Genomic DNA, 20,260 nt, shown 5'->3' with positions numbered 1-20,260 from the left:
ATTATAAATGACATGAAAGATAATTTAATTAAATATCTATTTGCGCTTACACTAACTTTAAGTTTATTCTGTTTTAGCTCATGCAAGAAATATCTTGATAAGTCTCCTCTGTCAGATATTTCAGATACGGAAGCCTACAAAAACTTTACTAATTTTCAGGGCTTTACTGAGGAACTATATAATTGTATTCCTCTAATATCTACTCAAGACTACCATAATAACTGGAACTTTGGGGAAGATGAGATGTGGGAAATTGGCGAAACAAGGCTTCTTGCTTATGCTATTGACCAAGGTGATTTTTGGGGGTGGAATACTTCTTATTATAGCTGGTTTAAGACAGGAGGAAATGGTTCGTCCCAGAATAGGGGAGATAAAGGACATCTATGGGGATTGTCATGGTATGCTATAAGAAAAGCGAATATAGGCATTGCAAATCTAGATAAATTGACTGATGCTACTCAGGAAGAGAAAGATTTGATTGCAGGACAATTATATTTTTTTAGAGGTTGGTTTCATTTTATGCTAATGCAATATTGGGGTGGTTTGCCTTATGTTGATCAGGTGATTCCTGCCGATCAGCCCATAAAATTGGAAAGGCTTAATTATCAGCAAACTGCAGATAAAGCTGCTGAAGATTTTCAGAAAGCTGCCGATTTATTACCTATAGACTGGGATGAGACACTGATTGGAAAGCAGACATTGGGAAATAATAATATTCGTATTAATAAAATAATGGCTTTAGCTTATTTAGGTAAGGATTTACTTTGGGCTGGAAGTCCATTAATGAATAGAGAATCCACTGGAAACAGTGATTACAATAAGGAATATTGTGAAAAAGCGGCAGATGCTTTTGCCAAGGCTTTGCAATTGTCAGAAACTACAGGCCGTTATCAACTAGCAGATTTCTCTCAATATTCTCAACTTTTTTACACTTTTAATCAGAGCGGCAAGCTTCCTGGGTTAAAAGAATCGATTTTCACGGAGAACTTGATTGGGGCAGAAAACCAGTGGAGATGGAATCAGGTAAATGACTATAGACCAATGACTATCGACGGATCCGGTATCAAGGTGAACCCTACTGCTAATTATGTTGATTATTATGGGATGAAAAATGGTCTTCCCATTACTGACCCTGCTTCCGGATTTGATCCGACCCATCCATGGAAAGATAGGGATCCCCGTTTCTATCATGATATTACTTTTGATGGTGTTAAATGTGTTATAAACGGTGGAAATGTGGGCAATGATGATCATCGCCAGTACGCTAGTTTGTATACGGGTGGCTTATATCGTACTGCCAACGGAAATAAGGCTGTACTAACGGGATACATGGAAACAAAATTTGTTTCGCAATATATGAATGATTGGGATGGCTTTAAGGATAATAATGTGTTTATATTGAGTTTAATGCGGCTATCTGATGTTTATTTAATGTATGCGGAGGCAACTGCTGAAGGATATGGTACACCCCAAAGTAAGGCATCTGGCTATGGATTATCTGCCGTAGATGCTGTAAATAAGATAAGGGAACGCGCTGGAGTTGAAGATGTGAATAGCAAATTCTTAAACAATATAAATGATTTTATGGGAGAACTTAGAAGAGAACGTGCCGTTGAATTAGCATTTGAAGGGCATAGATTTACTGATCTACGTCGCTGGCTGTTATTAACGGAAAGCCCATATACATTAAAGAAGGCTGTAGAATTTGACAGGGACATGCCAGATGAAGATATATATGCGGATCCCGTAAATGAAAAAGTCAAGAATTTTAGAGAAGTGACAATAGTTGAAAGGCATTTAAGTCAGAAACATTACTGGTTTCCTTTTTTGACTTCCGATGTTAATTTGTATCCTGGCTTTAAGCAAAATCCCGGCTGGTAGAAAGATCTAAAAATTGTTTTTTCAAAAGGAGGCGGTTGTCGAAGATTGTGTAAGTTAAATTGAAATTAAGTTACTAAAAATCAGGACAGACACTACTACAAGGGTAAATGAAGGGTGCTCATATAAAGTTTAAATTTATTATTTAAGATGATGCAAAAAATTATAAAAATTTGTACGCTGCTTTTTGTGATCAGCATAGTTGCTAAAACCCATGCTTCTGCGCAAAATAGCTTAGACAGTATTATTCACTTACAAAATGAAGTGGTGAATGATCTAGATTCATTAGGAGGTACTGGCACTGTTGATGTGAAAAATATCATTACTAAAGGTTACGGTACATATAGCCTCGATAATTTACAGAGTTTTGTCGGGGGCTATAATGGAAATATTTGGGGACAGGCAGGACTTGTTCTTGTGGACGGCGTTCCGCGCGATGCATCCTATGTGCGGATGGTAGAAGTGCAGTCTGTTAAAGTCTTGAAATCTGGCGATGCTGTTGCATTATATGGTAGCAATGGTGCAAAGGGCGTTATTTTGATAACAACAAAAAAGGGGCAAATTAGCCCGATCAGAATTGATGTTCGTGCTAATTCAGGTTTATATGTACCAAAGTATTACCCCAAATATTTAGGTGCCGCAGATTATATGACACTATATAATGAAGCTTCTAAAAATGACGGAATTGCCGAGAAATATACACAGGAACAGATCTATAATACGAGTGTTGGTGTGAATCCGTACAAATATCCTGATATAGGATTTTTTAATTCTAAATATTTAAAAAAATCCTATAATAAATCAGATTTAACTGCAGAAGTATACGGCGGTAGTGAATCTGCGCGCTATTATACTAATATTGGACTAGCTTACAACAATGATATATTAAGATATGGTTATGCGAATAAGAATAATAATGTTGCCATGAATTTAAGAGCCAATGTAGATATGAATCTTTCAAAATGGCTTTCTGTTTCGACTAGTGCAGTCGCGAATTTTAATAATAATTATGATGGAAGGGGAGATTTTTGGGGTGCATCTGCGACTTTGAGACCGAATTGGTTTTCGCCTTTAATTCCCCTCGACATGTTGGATTTAGATAATCCAAATTTGCAAATGATTGTTGATCACAGTAACCATTTAATAGATGGAAAGTATCTTTTGGGAGGTACTTCCACCGATCAAACCAATGCATTTTCGGATATGTTAGCCGCAGGTTACGTGAAGACCAAAACTCGAACTTTTATGTTCGATGTTAATGCAAAAGCGGATCTGGGAACGATGCTTAAAGGACTTTCTTTTAATGCAGCATATAGCATGGACTACAATGATATATATGCAGAGGGGTATAAATTGGACTATGCTGTTTATGAGCCTCAATGGACAACATACGATGGTAAGGATATTATCGGAGGATTGACAAAGTATAATAATGATAAGAATTCTACTAATGAATATATTGGTCAAACAACCTATTCTCAGACCTCTTCCATGCGTGCACAATTTGATTATGTAAATAAATTTGGGAAGGTAAATAATGTAAGCGCTACTTTATTGGGTTGGGGGTACAAAACACGTTATTCGAATGATGAGGGACACGGAGGTAGCACTTATCAACCAACAATAAACACTAATTTAGGATTACAAATGGGCTACGACTATGCACAAAGGTATTATTTTAATTTTGCAGGTTCAATGATACATTCTGCAAAACTGGCTCCTGGCCATAGAAATGGGTTCTCTCCCAGTTTTACCCTTGGTTGGAAGATTAGTGATGAGGATTTCTTTAAAAATAGCATAAATTTCATTAATTATTTAAAAATAACGGCTGCTTATTCCGATCTCAAGCAGGATCTTGATATATCAGATTATTATTTATATCAGGGGCCTTTAATAATGAAGGCGGATGGTATCAGTGGCGGGATGGTGTTGCGGGAGGTTGGACTACCGGTTCTACCCGAGGTGAGAATTTAGATTTAACTTTTATAGACAGGAAAGAATATCGTGTTGGATTAGACGCCGGATTATTCAACAACATGATAACTTTAGATGCCAACTATTTTGTACAAAACACAAATGGTTTGCTAACTCAAGGGGCGTCTACTCTTTTTCCTTCATATTTTTCAAATTGGGACTTTTCATTTTTGCCTTATTTAAATTATAATGAAGACAGACGAAGTGGCCTAGATTTTTCAGTTAAAGTCAACAAAAAAATTGGTAATGTATACACCTCACTTGGTTTCAGTGGTTTAATTTATGCATCTCAGGCTATGCACAGAGATGAAATCTATGATAATAGTTATCAGGATAGAGCAGGTAGACCCTTGATGCTTACTGGGGATACATAAGTGAAGGTTTCTTCCAGAATGAAGATGAAATTAGTAGCCATGCAACCCAAAGTTTCGGAACAGTTAAGCCTGGCGATATTAAGTATAAGGATGTTAATAATGACGGTGTAATTGATAGCAGAGATCAGGTGGATTTGGGTCATAATGGTTGGGCGGCCGCACCCTTTACCTTTGGTTTGAATTTGACCTTAAAATGGAAGAACCTGACACTGTTTGTATTAGGTTCTGGAAATTCCGGTGCAATAGGTTTTAAAAATAGTTCGTACTACTGGGTAAATGGTGCAGCGAAGTATTCTGACGTCGTTTGGGGGCGTTGGACAGAAGCTACTAAAAATACAGCGACCTATCCTCGATTGACCACTACAGCTAGTAGTAATAATTTTCAAAATTCAACATTTTGGCTCTATAAAACAAATCGGTTTAATTTATCCAGAGTTCAGTTGACATATGATTTTGATAAGAGTGTGTTTAAACAAGGTTTTGTCCGTGGTTTAAGTGTTTATTTTAAAGGAGATGACTTACTGGTTTTTTCAAAGGAACATAAGATGATGGAAACAAATATAGGTTCCGCTCCCCAGTATCGTTTTTACAACTTTGGATTTAAGATTTCTTTCTAATCTAATGAATATAAATTAATACTTATATGAATAAATTATTATTAATATCTGGATGCTTTATTTTATTTGCGTGTGGCTGTGAAAAAATATTTACGCCAGAGCCCGAGAATTTGAAGACAGTAGAGCAGATGTACACGGATCCAGCTTATGCTCAAGGTTTTCTTGTAAATGCATATCGCTCAATTCCTACCTACTATGATGACTGTGATTATGCCACTGATGATGCAGTTACAAATCAGAAAAGCAATGCCTACCTGAAGCTTGCCTCCGGAGCTTGGACGGCAACAAACAATCCTACTAATCTTTGGCAAAGTGCCTACGGTGCTATTCAGTATTTAAATTTGTTTTTACAGAATTCACCAAAGGTTCACTGGGCCGATGATACTGCAGCGGACCAGCTTTTTACCATTAGGATGCGGGGTGAAGCATTTGGGCTTAGAGCTTTATTTATGTATTATCTGCTTCGTAACCATGCAGGATTTGGTGGGGATGGTACTTTATTAGGGGTGCCTATTATTACAGAATTTCAGACTGTAAATTCGGATTTTAATGTCCCCAGGGCTACCTTTGCCGAGTGTTTAAAGCAGGTTTATAAGGATTTAGATAGTGCGGATGTTGATTTGCCATTTGATTATGAAGATGTTAGTTCCGCAGCACTGATTCCGGAAAGATTTAGTAAAATCACACAAACACCCGAAGTATATAATAGGGTAATGGGACATTATTCGAGACAACTATATAATGGACTAATTGCAAAATCGATCAGAACCAGGATGGCATTACTTGCTGCGAGCCCTGCGTTTCAATCACCCAACAATCCAGGTACGTGGGCTGATGCTGCAAATGCAGCCGCAACGGTGATTGATTACAAAGGTGGCGTTTCGGCCCTTCCTGCCAAAGGTGCAACATATTACACAAATACTACTGAGATCGGAAACTTGAGTGAAGGTATAAATCCACCTGAAATTATCTGGCGTGAGAATTTATCGACAAATAATTCTGATGAGGAAAGCAATAACTACCCTCCTTCACTATTCGGGAAAGGATATATGAATCCAACACAAAATCTTGTTGATGCATTTCCTATGAATAATGGGTATCCTATAACTAATTCAGCCAGCGGTTATGATCCTAAATATCCTTATAAAAACAGAGATCCTCGTCTGGCATTATATATTATCTATAATGGCAGTTCAGAAGGTGTAAATGCGAGCACCATTTATACAGGATCTGCCTCCGGTACTGATGATGGAATTAATATTAAGGAGACTTCAACCAGAACCGGCTATTATATGAAAAAAAGATTAAATATGAGTGTTAACTGCAATCCGGCATCTGTAACGGGTCAGACCCACTATAAACCCAGGATAAGATACACTGAGATTTATTTAGATTATGCCGAGGCCGCTAATGAAGCTTGGGGACCTACGGGCACAGGCTCACATTCCTACAGCGCTTATGATATTATTAAAGCCATTCGCGGTAGAGCTGGTCTGAATAGTGGAGGGAGCGATCCTTATTTAGAATCATGTATGGAAAGTAAAGAGAAGATGCGTGATTTAATACATAATGAGCGTCGTTTGGAACTTTGTTTTGAGGGATTTAGGTTCTGGGATCTTCGACGTTGGAAATCAAATCTAAATACAATTGCTACCGGGTTAGATGTGAATGGGGATGTAATAAAAAATATCGATGTGGAAAGTAGAAATTTTACAGATTATATGTATTACGGTCCGATTCCTTATTCCGAAATTCTAAAATACCCCAATTTGCAACAAAATAAAGGATGGAAATAAATTTTAAAGCAAAAACTAAATTAATTAATGATATGAAGTGGTTTAAATTTATAACGTGTGGAATACTATTGGTTTTTGCCTCTTGCACAAAGAACCAATCAATTACATATCCTGATTTCGATTATACTACTGTGTATTTTGCATCCCAATATCCGATAAGAACTATTGAACTAGGTGAGGATTTAAATGTTGATAACACATTGGATAATAAGCACAAAATTAATATTGAGGCTACTATTGGAGGAACGCGTGCCAATAAAAATCAGGTTTTAGTGGATTATACAGTTGTTGACACTCTATGCAATAACTTTTATTTTGAAAAGAACGGGTCTGAGATATTACCGATGCCTTCCTCATATTACAAATTGGTGTCCAAACAAATATCTATAGCTCCCGGAAATATATTAGGAGGTGTTCAAGTCGAGTTTACCGATGCCTTCTTCGCTGATCCTTTGGCGATTAAAAACACCTATGCAATTCCTCTGGTACTAACCAAAGCTATGGGTGTTGATTCCATCTTACGTGGAAATTCTCCTTTGGAAAGCCCTGATCGTAGAAACGGTTCTGAATGGACTATTCCTCCCAAGGATTATGTATTATATATGGTTAAGTATGTTAATCCATGGAACGGGCATTATTTAAGAAGAGGAAAAGATGTTATTACCTATGCCGGCGATGCGCAAACGACTGAATTAATAAGACATCAAACTTACGTGGAAAAGGACGAAGTTAATAACTTAACGACGAAATCTTTAAGTGAGGCTGATTTTCCTGTAACCTTCAAAGATAAAAATGGTAGCAATGTAACCATAGACTTAATATTAAAATTCGATGACCAGAATAATTGTACAATAAGTTCTGCTACAACTGGGGTGACTGCTTCAGGAACAGGAACATTTGTGAAGAAGGGAGATAAAAATAGTTGGGGCAATAGTGATCGGGATGTCCTTTATTTAAATTATGATGTTTCAATGGCGCAATTGTCCGCACAAACATTGGATACACTTGTTGTCAGAGATAGAGGAGTTAGCCCAGAATATTATAATCCAATCATTAGTTATAATTAACTTAACAAAATCGAATCATGAAAATTTTTAATAAATATTGGTTATTAGTTGTTTTCACAGCATATATTTTTATGTCTTTGGGTTGCGCAAAATTTGATTCAAATGAAAGTCAATATGATAAACCACAAAGTTTAATTGACCAGGAAGTGTTAAACTCATATAAGCCCCTAAAATCATATGTAAATTATAACGGACAAATTAATTTCAAACTTGGGGTAGAACTGACATTTAACGATTTGGTTAATAATTCATTGCTATATAGGATGCTTCAGGAACATTTCGATCAGATTACCTTTACAGACAAATTAAACCATTTAAATTATGTACAAGGCTCTGATTCCATTACATTGAATGATTTTCGTGAGGCATTAGAGGCTAATGATACAACGGGTTTATCTGTATATGCAGGCTCGATTATTTGGCATAAAAACCAAAATGCTGCCTATTTGAACAGTTTATTAGCTGACAGTATTTTGCAAGGTACTTCAGGCTCCGATGTTGTAGTTGACTTTGAAAGTAGTACTATAGGAGACGACTTTCCAACAACGACCGGTGATGCCAGTGCTACAATTGTGGCTGATCCTGATGGGAAAAGTGGAAATGCTGTTAGGATTTTAAAGGTTACCGGTACTGCTTTTCCACAATTTAAGGTTAACCTACCCGATGGGAAAACCTTAGGTCAATACGAATCAGTTTCTGTTGATTTTAAGGGAGGGGGTTGTTGTGGTTTTTATGGTGCCGGAATGAGAATGGCTATTACTGAAGGCTATGGGAATCCTTCTTTAACGGGCTATGGGGGCCCTCCAGCTTCGGAATTGCCGGAGATCAATGGGGAAGAGGTCTTATAGTCCTGCCTTTGGAGAATTTAAATTTATCCACAGACCAAAAGAAACTAACCTCATTTGTGTTGACAATAGGTTCCCAAACCGGGGCTCCTGATTATTTATTAGATAATGTTAGAATGAACTGGAAGATTTCAGGAGATACAATCAGAAAATCTGATGAACAGAAAGCGAATATTATTAGAGGTGAACTTGGCAGATGGGTGAAAGCAGTGGTGCTGACCGGCAAAGGTCATGTAGGTTCATGGAGTGTAGTTAAAGAGCCTATGGACGATGATAACCCCGCCCAGATTCGCACTGGAAAAACGATTGAAGTTTTGCCCGCCAATACATTTTACTGGCAGGATTACTTAGGAAAGGATTATGCAGCCATTGCCATAGATACTTTGCGTAAATATAGCGATGCCACCAATAAAGTTTTTATTACAGAAACCAATCTTTTAAACAACAGGGCAAAAGTGCAAGGATTATCTGATTTTATAAAATACACGGAACAGAAAGGCGCAAAAGTTGATGGAATTGCTACTGAATTGGCTTTAAATATAAATTCAGATACGGTCCAAGTAGAAACTTTATTAAGTGAACTTGCAGGCACCGGTAAATTGATTAAGATTTCTTCTTTAGATATTGGCACCGGTGGTAGTGCCAATCAGACAACCACTGAAACGTATCAGCGTCAGGCAGATAAATATCAATGGTTTGTTGAGGCGTATAATAAGCTAATACCGGCGGCACAAAGAGCGGGGATTTCATTTAGAAGTCCGGTTGATCAATCATCTTCATCAAATTGGAGACCCGGTGAACCTGTGGGGTTGTGGAATATGCAAAACAACCGTAAGCAAGCATATAAGGGAGTTGTTGAGGGATTACAAAATAATTAAAATATAAAATAAGAAGCGATGTTATTAATATTGTTTTTGTGCGATCTTCCATATTTTTAACGCGTATTATGTAGAGATGACAACCCATGAATTGACAACTTTACGCAGTCACGCACCTTGTGCTTTTTTATAATATATAAGGAGAAATAGTTTGTGTTTTTGAAAGTTTAAGCACTGACGGCTTTTCTACAATTGGTTTTTGATTTTTAGTAGTAAAGTGAGGTCAGTCGATTTTAAATGAATTATAATCGAATGAAAAGACCAATTTTTAGTATCTTTTTTGTCTGTATGCTCATTTTTAGTGCGGCTCATGGGCAATTAACGTATAACAATCCCATACTTGGAGGATTTTATCCGGATCCGAGTATTTGCAGAGTAGGAGATGAATATTACTTGGTAAATTCCAGTTTTGAATACTTTCCTGGTCTTCCAATTATGCAAAGTAAAGATTTAGTAAATTGGGTGCAGATTGGTAATGCAATGAATAGGAATGAACAATTTTCATTAGCGGGAGGCAGGGTTTCCCAAGGTCTATTTGCTCCCACCATACGATATCATGAGGGCATATTTTATATTATATGTACAAATGTCACAAAAGGTGGCAATTTTATAATTACGGCGACAGACCCAAAAGGCCCGTGGAGCGACCCAATATATTTACCTGAGGTCAATGGGATAGATCCATCTTTGTTTTTCGATGATGATGGGAGGACGTATATTACATACAATAGTGTACCACCTGATAACCAGTCCTTATACAACGGACATAGGACAATTCGCCTAATTGAGTACGATGTACAACGGCAGAAAACTATTGGAGAGAATAAAATCATCGTCAATGGGGGCTCAGATATTTCTAAGCACCCTGTATGGATTGAGGGCCCACACCTCTATAAAATTAAAGGATTGTATTATTTAATGTGTGCAGAAGGCGGAACTGCAGAGGCCCATTCGGAAGTGATCTTTAGAAGTAAGAATCTTTCTGATAGTTTTGTTGCATATAAAGATAATCCCATACTTACACAGAGGGATTTGAATCCATCAAGGGCCAATCCAATTACCTGCACTGGACATGCCGATTTAGTTGAGACACCAGGTGGAAAATGGTATGCGGTCTTTCTTGGCTGCCGTCCTTACATTGGGGATTATTTTAATACAGGGAGGGAAACATTTATGGTGCCCGTGACTTGGAAAGATGGTTGGCCAATAATCGTGCCTTCGGGATCGGAGGTGGCTCGGCAATATCCGGTGCCGTATTCTTCGACAAAAAAAGTTGAAAGTAAATTTAGTGGGGATTTTTTATTCGCAGACGATTTTAGCAGTTCGAATCTCAACTTTAGATTTGTGATGCTCCGAAATCCTACTGCAGATTTATATAAATTCCACAATGGAAAATTGGAACTGCCTTTGAAACCTGTGACTGTGGCCCAATTTGATAATCCTGCATTTATTGGATTCAGGCAGTCTAATTTAGTCTGTTCAGCAAAAACGCGTTTGTTTTTTAACACAACTAAAGAAAACGAAAGCGCAGGGTTGCTGATTTTTCAAAGTGAGAGCCACTATTATTACTTGTGTAAATCCGTAAAAAACAATGAGGATGTGGTTGAATTATTCAAATCTGTTACAGATAAAAGCGGAAAGGATGAATTAATTGCATCAGTAAACATCGGTGCGGATCGTAATTATATTGATCTCAAGATAAGTGCAGACAAGGATAAGTATTCTTTTTATTATTCTACAGGTGCAAACAAATGGAAATTATTAAAAGCCGATGTGAACGGAAAGTTTCTAAGCACTAAAGAGGCGGGAGGCTTTGTAGGTTCTATGTTTGGATTATATGGTACATCAAATGGGATACCTTCAGTCAACGTAGCAAAATTTGACTGGTTTGAATATAAAGGAGAGGATATTTAGTTCGCTAAAAAATATTGGCATTCTTGAAATTATAAAATATGGCGCGAATATACATTTTGATTTGTTTTAGTCTGTCAATTGCTATGTCGGTAAGCGCACAAGTTAGGTTGCCTCGCCTTGTAAGGGACAGTATGGTTTTACAAAGGGATGCAAAAATCAATATTTGGGGATGGGCATCCAAAGGTGAAGCAGTTACCGTTAAATTCTATGGGAAAACATATACAACCCAAGCTAGTGATAACGGTAAATGGAAGGTGTCTTTGGTGGCCATGAAAGCTGGTGGGCCATATACGATGGAAATCAAAGGTAAGAATAGAATTGTACTTCATGATATTCTGATCGGTGATGTGTGGTTTTGTTCTGGTCAGTCTAATATGGTACACCAATTGAGTTTGCATAGTGTTTATTATCCTGAGGTTATTGCTAATGCCAATAATCCTCAAATTAGACAGTTCTGGATCCCTACACTAACAAATTTAATGGGTCCTGTACAGGATTTGCCTGCAGGCTCCTGGAAGGCAGCTGTCCCACAAGATATTGGAGCGTTTTCGGCAGTAGCCTATTTTTTCGCAAAGAGTTTATTTGATAGGTATCATGTACCGATTGGTATTATTAATGCAAGTGTGGGCGGTACTCCTATTGAAGCATGGATTGGTGCAAGCGGCTTTAAGAGCTTTCCTACTATATTGAAGACAATTGCGACTAATAAGGAAAGACCAGAAACAGAAGCAGGATATTTAAATCATCCACCCTCTGGCAAAAGCGAGCCTGTAGATAAGGGCCTTTCTGGTACAACACCTTGGTATAGTACTGCTTTTATACCTAAAGGGTGGCGTCAAATAGGCATTCCGGGTTATTGGGAAGATCAGGGGATAAGGAATTTGAATGGGGTTGTCTGGTACCGAAAAGAAATTGAGGTCCCCGCTTCGATGTCCGGCAAATCCGCAAAGGTTTATTTGGGCAGGATTGTGGATGCAGACGAATTATACATTAATGGTAATCGGGTGGGCAATACCTCGTATCAATATCCACAAAGAAGATATACTGTTCCAGCCGGCTTGTTAAAAGCAGGTAAAAACCTGTTTGTTATTCGTGTTACGAATCAATCAGGTAAGGGTGGATTTGTCCCGGACAAACCTTATTATATGTTCTTTGGCGAAGATACAATTGATCTTAAGGGTTATTGGACGTATAAAGTAGGAGAAGTCTTTGTTCCGAACAGGCATGCAAGAAGGGTGTTCCCGTTCTCGGCACAAAATGCCCCGACGGCACTTTATAATGCCATGGTAGCACCGGAAAAAGGCTACGCTATCAAAGGTTTTATATGGTACCAAGGTGAAAGCAATACGGGGAATGCTCAGGAATATGGGCAATTGCTGCCTGCTCTGATTGCAGATTGGAGAGAAAAATGGAACATGGGCAATATTCCTTTTTTATATGTTCAATTACCAGGCTTTGGGGACTTTAATTATTTGCCCACCGAAAGCAATTGGGCGGAATTAAGAGAATCGCAACGCCAAACTTTATCAATCCCAAATACTGCAATGGCTGTCGCCATTGACCTGGGAGAGTGGAATGATATTCATCCGGACAGGAAAAAGCCGGTAGGGAAACGCCTTGCACTGGCCGCGGAAAAAATTGCGTATGGGGCAGATATTGTTTATACGGGCCCTGTTGCCCGTTTTTCAAAAAAGGAAGGCGATAAAGTGAGGGTATTTTTTACAAGCGTTGGAGGTGGTCTGATAACAAGTGACAGTGAAGATCTGCAAGAGTTTGCAATAGCAGGGGCTGATAAGAAGTTCGTTTGGGCTCATGCAAAAATTGAAGGTAGTCAGATTTTGTTATGGAACGAGGAAGTGAAAGACCCAAAATTTGTGAGATATGCATGGTCGGACAATCCCGTGGATCCAAATTTATCAAATAAGGAAGGACTGCCTGCTTCTCCATTTGAAATGGAATGCAATTGAGCAGATGGCCCTGGATCGATTTGGGAAATTAGATAGCATTTATTAATTTACTTGGTATGATTAACAACTTTGGTTTTCGCAGGCGGTGTAGCAGTTATAGGTGGGTATTTTTCGAGGTGTCGTAGGCACCTTTATCACGGTTAGATATAATTTAGAAACCAGGTAGTGCCATTTTTCCACTTAAATATATTATTTAAATTAATATTAAAATGCTATAACAGGAGAAATGGTTCTACTTTTTTATAGTGTGAAGAGAACGTTTAATAATAAATGGCTGTTTTTTTGGTACACTACTGGTAATTCTATTGTCTTGTAAGTAATAGACCATCATGCTCATCAAGGATGGATGGTGCTTTTTTTGACTATCTGGTAACTAGCTTTTAACTTCTCTAAATCGCCTAATGTAAAAAAGTAATAGTCAGTTAAACTTAATAATTTATGAAACACATTTTTGTTTTTTTTATTTTTTCGGTTTTTTTTATGCTTCGTACGAACGCGCAGGATGTGGCCACAACTGTACCATTTGGATTTGATGTGGTAGAATCGAATATCCCACATGGAAATATAGACACAATACATTACGTCTCCAAAACAGTGGGTACAGAGCGAAATGCATTGGTTTATACGCCTCCAGGTTATTCAACCGCTAAAAAGTATCCAGTGTTATACCTTTTGCATGGCATTGGTGGCGATGAATATGAATGGCTACATGGCGGACATCCTCAGGTTATACTGGATAATCTATATGCAAAGGGTAAACTTGCTCCAATGATTGTCGTACTGCCTAATGGAAGAGCCATGAAAGATGACAGGGCGACGGGTAATATTATGGAACCGGATAAAGTAAAAGCTTTTGCAACCTTTGAAGGTGATTTATTAAATGATTTAATTCCATATATAGAATCGAAGTATCCTGCATATACAGATAAGGATCATCGTGCTATCGCAGGTCTATCAATGGGAGGAGGCCAGACTTTAAATTTTGGTCTAGGGCATTTGGATAAATTTGCCTGGATAGGTGCATTTTCGGCCGCACCAAATACAAAAAACCCGGAGGAGTTATTGCCCAATCCGCAAAAGGCAAAGGATAATCTGAAGTTATTATGGATCTCTTGTGGGAATGAAGATGGTCTCATAGGTTTTAGCCGGCGCACACATGATTTTCTGGTTGAGAACGCTGTGCCGCATATCTATTATATTATGCCTGGTGTGCACGATTTTAAGGTCTGGAAAAGTTCTTTGTATTTATTCTCTCAGTTACTATTTAAACCGGTAGATAAATCCATATTTGACAAGTTTAGCCTTGTGGGACTACCCGCATCAACTAATATCAGAAATGGGCATTATCCGGAGATTTTACAAGATGGACGTGTTATTTTTAAAATTAAAGCGCCCGATGCAATGTCGGTTCAGGTTGATTTAGGGAAGAAATATGACATGAAAAAAGATAAAACCGGCCTTTGGACGGTTATCACTGATTCTATAGGAGAAGGGTTTCATTATTATTCTTTAATTATTGACGGTGTCAGCGTGGCTGATCCGTCAAGCCAGACATTCTATGGCATGGGTCGAATGGCCAGCGGCATAGAGATTCCGTTTTCCAGCGATGGTTTTTATGGTTTAAAAAACGTACCACATGGAAAGATTGCAATGCAGCCTTATTTTTCGAAAATTACAAACACATGGCGGCAGGTGTTTGTTTATACACCACCGGGTTATGACGAACTGGATTCGGCAAAATACCCGGTGTTGTATATATTGCACGGCGGTGGCGAGGATGAAACAGGATGGGCCAGACAAGGTAAAGCCAATTTAATACTAGATAATCTAATTGCCGAAAAGAAAGCCAAACCTATGGTGGTTGTGATGCCTGATGCGAATATTGGAACAGGTGGTTTTAGTGGTAAAGCGATTGAAGACGCATTAAAATTGTTTAAAGCAGAACTATTGCAATCGGTGATCCCGTTTGTTGAAAAAAACTATCGCGTCAGGGAAGACGCAGCCGGTCGGGCATTGGCAGGCTTGTCCTTTGGTGGACTACATACTCTTTATACAGGGATTCAGGATACTGAAATGTTCTCTTATTTGGGTGTGTTTAGCTCTGGGTGGATTATGCCGATGATGACAGACGTTGCCGGTGCGCAATATGATTATCTTGCAAAAAATGCGGATAAGATAAATTCGGATTTAAAAGTCTTCTGGATTGCAGATGGAGGAGAAAGCGACATTGCTTATAAAAATTGCCGGATAATGATGAACAAACTAGACGAACTTCATATTAAACATGATTATTTTGAATATCCGGGTGGACACACATGGCCGGTATGGAGAATGGATTTGTTCAAATTTGCACCTTTGTTATTTCAGTAGGCGAATGGATTATGGCAGAGACGTCCTTGTTGAACAGCGCGTGTTACTCGATATGGCTGGCAGAAAATTGAAACTTAAAGTCTTTGTGGTAATCCAAAACGAATTTCGTTTTTCAGGTTGGCCCCGGGTCGTGGTAAAGAACTGTGACCAATTGGAAATGTAATTTGCAAACCGAGTGGCCGCTTGGCCGTAAACGATTTAAAAATATGAGATTATCATTGCTTTTAATAGCGTTGCTGTTTTGGGTTTTTGGATACAGCCAGACGTACGAAAAATACGATTTGCAAAAAAACGGTGTGTCTATACAATTGTCAGGAGCTGTATTAACGATCAGTCCGTTATCTGATTATGCCATACGTGTTCAATTGGAAAAGGATGGTATAAAGGAGAAGCGGGAATTTGTTCTGGTAAACAGACAACCCGTTCCCGCATTTAGCGTTTCCGAAACTTCCTCTGCGCTTAAATTAATTACAAAGGCAATAACAGTTACATTTAATAAAGAAAATTGTGCGATTAGTTATCGGGACAATACGGGAAGGGTGTTTCTTAGTGAAAGACCAGGTAGCAGAAAGTTAATTCCTGATTCCGTATTTGGCCATCGGTGTTTTATTGCCGAACAAAGCTTTAACTCTCCAAAAGATGAATGCCTGTTTGGATTGGGACAATTTCAGGACGGTCACTTTAATCTTCGAAATGTCACCAGAAAATTAATACAGGTTAATACACAGATTGCTATTCCATTTCTGTATTCAAGCAAGGGTTACGGGTTGCTTTGGCATCAATATGGACTTACAGAATTTAATCCGGCGGATCATGGCGTAGCGCTGGAGAAAAAAGATTCGACTGCTGATACAAAGGGGGATATTGAAGTGACGACTACAGCAGGAACCCAAAAAGTGACGCGAAGACAATCTCTCTATAGCGGAAGATTTTCTGTAACGAAGGATGGAGAATATTCTATGATGCTGGATTTGGGAAATATGGAAAGTCGCCATTTGTTGATCATTGATGGCACGCCTGTTATAAATCAGTCGAACGTATGGCTTCCTCCTGCCGCGAGTGCATTAGTTAAGTTAAAAGCAGGGGAACATACTGTGGAGGTTGTTTGCAAATCGAGTAATGTGCCGAAATTATCCTGGAAACTTTCTGACAATGAAACTACGTTTCGTTCGCCTAATGCGAAGTCTTTGGATTATGTCGTGTTTAGTGGAAAGGATGCAGATGATGTGATTGCGCATTACAGAAGTCTTAGCGGGAACGTCCCGATGCTTCCGCTATGGGCGTTTGGTTTCTGGCAATGCCGTGAACGCTATACATCCGGTATGGATTTAGTTTCCGCTATAAAGGAGTTCAGGAAGCGGGATTTACCGGTCGATGTCATTGTGCAGGACTGGCAATATTGGGGGAAGCACGGCTGGGGGGTGCCAAAATTTGACACTTCACATTATCCAGATCCTGCAGGATTTATAAAGGAACTACATGATCTGCATGCCGAGTTTTCCATTTCCGTTTGGGAGAATTTGGACAAGAAATCGGATGTGGCTAAGCCTTATATTCAAAATAAACTTTATATCCCCAATAGCCCCTGGATTGATATTTATAATCCGGCAACCCGGATCACGCATTGGAATGCCTTGAATCAAAACCTATTCAGGCTTGGCGTGGATTCATGGTGGATGGATGCTACTGAACCGGAGAATGATGCGCTCGTTGGCAAGCAGACTTATTTCGGGTTGGGTGATTTCTACCGGCTTACCTACCCGTTGTTTGTCAGTAAAGCGATTTACGAGGGACAGCGCAAAACGAATCCTAAAAAGAGAGTCACTATACTTACCCGATCTGCTTATGCCGGACAGCAACGATATGGCACGATTAATTGGTCGGGCGACATCGGCAGTACATGGGATGCTTATAGACGGCAGATCGTTGCCGGATTGAATTATAGCCTAACCGGAATGCCTTACTGGACGACAGATATCGGCGGGTTTTTTCGCCCCGGCAATGGTCAGTACACCGACCCTAGCTATCATGATATCCTTACAAGATGGTTCCAATGGGGCGCATTTTGTCCTATATTCCGGATTCATGGGTACCAAACAGAAACGGAACCCTGGAAATATGGAGACACGGTAGAGGCGAATATGCGAACCGTGTTGAATCTGCGGTATCGCTTAATGCCGTATATATATTCCCAGGCCTGGCAGGTTTCAAAAAACGCTTCCACCATGATGCGGCCAATGGTGATGGATTTTATTAATGACTCTATTGCTATCAGACGGCCTTATCAATATATGTTTGGTAAAGAGGTACTTGTTGCACCGGTTATTGAGCCTAAGGCCACAAACTGGGATGTGTATCTCCCTAAACGGGCTGCCTGGTTTGATTTCTGGACTGGCAAGAGGTTCATTGGAGGTCAAACCGTAACAGTTGATGCGCCCGAAGATAGAATTCCTCTTTTTGTAAAGGCTGGCTCAATTATCCCAATGGGGAAGTTTTTACAGTACACATCGGAAAAACCAATGGATACTTTAGAAATAAGGGTGTATAGAGGAGCTGACGCACACTTTGCCTTATACAGCGATGAAGGTGACGGGTACAATTATGAAAAGGGAAAGTATAAGCTAATACCTTTTAGTTGGAACGAACAAAGCGGACAACTGACCATTGGAAAGTCCGTTGGCAATTTTGAAGGAGCTTTAATGAAGCAGGTATTCAATATTGTTTGGGTAGGCGAATCGCAAGGTTATGGAATAGCAATAAGTCCCTTGAAAAAAGCTGTGGTTTACACGGGGAATACATTAATTGTAAGCAAACCCAAGGATGAATAAAGCGTATTACAGCAAACGCAATTATGAAATGCAAGTTTGATAATTTAAAAAGGGTTCAACTAATTGGATTATCAAATACCGGTCTGGATACTAGAGGAATCAGGCACTGCATTTGAATATTATATTAAACTATATCTAAGTGAATTTAGTGCTTTACTAGATAATTATTGTCTTATTTCAATAAGGCTACTACAAATTTAGACCAAAAAGTTAAAAGAAATGAATAACCAACGAATAATGGGAATTTGGGTGCTGATTGTACTTTGTGTTGGCAGCGCATTGGGGCAAAATCCGATTATTCAGACTTGTTACACGGCTGATCCAGCTCCATTTGTCTATAAGGACACAGTATTCTTGTATACCGGACATGACGAAGACAAATCGACTTGGTTTACGATGAATGATTGGAAAGTCTTTTCCTCCGTTGATATGGTAAACTGGACCAGTCGCGGGACCCCTTTGTCTCTTAAAACGTTCAGTTGGGCTAAAAGAATGCATGGGCAGGGCAGTGTATTGAACGGGGTGGCAAGTTTTACTGGTATGTCCCTGTCATTGAAAAGTCGACTGGCAAAACCGCCATCGGTGTTGCGGTTGCCGATCATCCAACCGGTCCATTCAAAGACGCTTTGGGTAAGCCGCTTATAAATCCTGGCGACGGTTATATTGATCCAACTGTATTTATTGATACTGATGGTCAGGCATATTTGTATTGGGGAAATCCCGGACTTTGGTATGTAAAACTTAATGCGGATATGGTGTCCTATAAGGATTCGATTCATGGAGTAGCTCTAACACATGCTGGCTTTGGCATACGGACGGGCGATTCCAATAGGGCCACCTTATATGAGGAAGGTCCGTGGTTTTATAAGCGGGGTAAATTATATTACATGCTATATGCGGCCGGTGGTATTCCTGAACATATAGCCTATTCAACAAGTGATTCTCCGACCGGCCCCTGGCATTACCGCGATACGATCATGACCGTACAAGGAGGAAGCTTTACGAATCATTGTGGAGTGATTGATTTTAAAGGTAAAAACTACTTTTTTTATCATAATGGTGCACTACCTGGAGGCGGCGGTTTTACCCGTTCAGTTTGCGTTGAACCTTTTATGTATAATCCGGATGGTAGTTTTCCGCGCATTAATATGACACCAGGGATCAAGGAGGGCGTCGGTACATTAAATCCTTTTAAAAGAGTTGAAGCAGAAACGATGGCCCTGGAGAAAGGAGTCGAGATCGGTGAAGAAAAAACCGGGAACGTATTTGTAAGTGATATTAGCAATGGTGATTATATAAAAGTCCGCAATGTCGATTTTAGGAAGGGTGCAAAGAAATTTATGGGTGAATTTTCAGCTAAAGGCAATAGTAACTATGACCTTGAAATACGTTTAGATTCGGTTGGTGGACGTGTAATAGGTAAGGTGGCTATAGGTATTCCAGATAAAACGGGACATTGGGATACTTTTGCCGGTAATTTGAGACGGGTCAAAGGAGTCCATGATTTATACTTAGTCTTTCGTAATGCTGACAAGTTGGATTCGATGACATTAGCGTTTAATTGGTGGAAAATGTCAAATTAACAATGATTTTTTAGGAATTCCTCTCTATAATCAAGATTTTTTTTGAGTTCTTTAGTACTTCATTGTGATTAAGCTTGTCTTATTTGTGAATAATAATGCAAAGAGTGCGAAAAATTATTATTGTCATTCATACATTAATATTCAATTTTAATTAATCTCCTAATTTTTT

The 20,260-nt window shown here is 39.0% G+C and carries 15 protein-coding genes; all 15 read left to right on the top strand.

The features are described 5' to 3' along the window. Nucleotides 1–12: 12 nt before the first annotated feature. Nucleotides 13–1,881, top strand: a complete 1,869-nt coding sequence (locus tag FSB73_RS08145; RefSeq protein ID WP_146781014.1) for a RagB/SusD family nutrient uptake outer membrane protein — start codon at nt 13–15, stop codon at nt 1,879–1,881. A 147-nt stretch (nt 1,882–2,028) separates the two neighbouring features. Continuing rightward, a complete protein-coding gene (locus FSB73_RS24550; protein WP_225974624.1) occupies nt 2,029–3,852 on the top strand; it encodes a SusC/RagA family TonB-linked outer membrane protein in 1,824 nt (607 codons plus the stop codon). Nucleotides 3,853–3,914: 62 nt separating this feature from the next. Beyond that, nucleotides 3,915–4,226 (top strand): hypothetical protein, encoded by a 312-nt coding sequence (locus tag FSB73_RS24545; protein WP_225974623.1) that lies wholly within the window; start codon nt 3,915–3,917, stop codon nt 4,224–4,226. 128 nt (nt 4,227–4,354) lie between these two features. Continuing rightward, entirely contained in the window at nt 4,355–4,843 is a 489-nt protein-coding gene (locus FSB73_RS24540; protein WP_225974622.1) for a hypothetical protein, read from the top strand. A gap of 26 nt (nt 4,844–4,869) precedes the next feature. Continuing rightward, nucleotides 4,870–6,639 carry a RagB/SusD family nutrient uptake outer membrane protein gene (locus FSB73_RS08135; RefSeq protein WP_146781013.1) on the top strand — a complete coding sequence of 590 codons (1,770 nt, stop codon included), beginning with the start codon at nt 4,870–4,872 and terminating at the stop codon, nt 6,637–6,639. After that, on the top strand, nt 6,630–7,706 hold the full coding sequence (locus FSB73_RS08130; protein WP_225974621.1) for a DUF5627 domain-containing protein: 1,077 nt from the start codon (nt 6,630–6,632) through the stop codon (nt 7,704–7,706). Before FSB73_RS08135 ends, FSB73_RS08130 begins: the two co-directional genes overlap by 10 nt. Before the next feature lie 17 nt (nt 7,707–7,723). Beyond that, entirely contained in the window at nt 7,724–8,554 is an 831-nt protein-coding gene (locus tag FSB73_RS08125) for a hypothetical protein (protein WP_146781012.1), read from the top strand. 56 nt (nt 8,555–8,610) lie between these two features. Then, entirely contained in the window at nt 8,611–9,429 is an 819-nt protein-coding gene (locus tag FSB73_RS08120; RefSeq protein ID WP_146781011.1) for an endo-1,4-beta-xylanase, read from the top strand. Between the two features lie 252 nt (nt 9,430–9,681). Next, on the top strand, nt 9,682–11,343 hold the full coding sequence (locus tag FSB73_RS08115) for a glycoside hydrolase family 43 protein (protein ID WP_225974620.1): 1,662 nt from the start codon (nt 9,682–9,684) through the stop codon (nt 11,341–11,343). Between the two features lie 131 nt (nt 11,344–11,474). After that, complete coding sequence (locus FSB73_RS08110; protein ID WP_225974619.1) at nt 11,475–13,310, top strand: sialate O-acetylesterase; 1,836 nt, start codon at nt 11,475–11,477, stop codon at nt 13,308–13,310. A gap of 480 nt (nt 13,311–13,790) precedes the next feature. Beyond that, the gene (locus FSB73_RS08105; protein WP_225974618.1) at nt 13,791–15,680 is read left to right on the top strand and encodes an alpha/beta hydrolase-fold protein; all 1,890 of its coding nucleotides are present in this window, start codon (nt 13,791–13,793) and stop codon (nt 15,678–15,680) included. Nucleotides 15,681–15,684: 4 nt separating this feature from the next. Continuing rightward, nucleotides 15,685–15,843, top strand: a complete 159-nt coding sequence (locus FSB73_RS23235) for a hypothetical protein (RefSeq protein WP_158639466.1) — start codon at nt 15,685–15,687, stop codon at nt 15,841–15,843. 43 nt (nt 15,844–15,886) lie between these two features. Beyond that, complete coding sequence (locus tag FSB73_RS08100) at nt 15,887–18,508, top strand: glycoside hydrolase family 31 protein (RefSeq protein WP_146781008.1); 2,622 nt, start codon at nt 15,887–15,889, stop codon at nt 18,506–18,508. Nucleotides 18,509–18,727: 219 nt separating this feature from the next. Beyond that, complete coding sequence (locus FSB73_RS24535) at nt 18,728–19,153, top strand: glycoside hydrolase family protein (protein ID WP_225974617.1); 426 nt, start codon at nt 18,728–18,730, stop codon at nt 19,151–19,153. Continuing rightward, nucleotides 19,060–20,091: a family 43 glycosylhydrolase gene (locus FSB73_RS08095; RefSeq protein ID WP_225974801.1), complete on the top strand. Its 1,032-nt coding sequence runs from the start codon at nt 19,060–19,062 to the stop codon at nt 20,089–20,091. The genes FSB73_RS24535 and FSB73_RS08095 overlap by 94 nt, the downstream gene beginning before the upstream one ends. Nucleotides 20,092–20,260 lie beyond the last annotated feature (169 nt).

Source organism: Arachidicoccus ginsenosidivorans, assembly GCF_007971385.1.
In the GTDB taxonomy this organism is placed as follows: domain Bacteria; phylum Bacteroidota; class Bacteroidia; order Chitinophagales; family Chitinophagaceae; genus Arachidicoccus; species Arachidicoccus ginsenosidivorans.
Note: the sequence above shows the minus strand (reverse complement) of the source record. Positions and strands in the feature narration are given on the sequence as shown.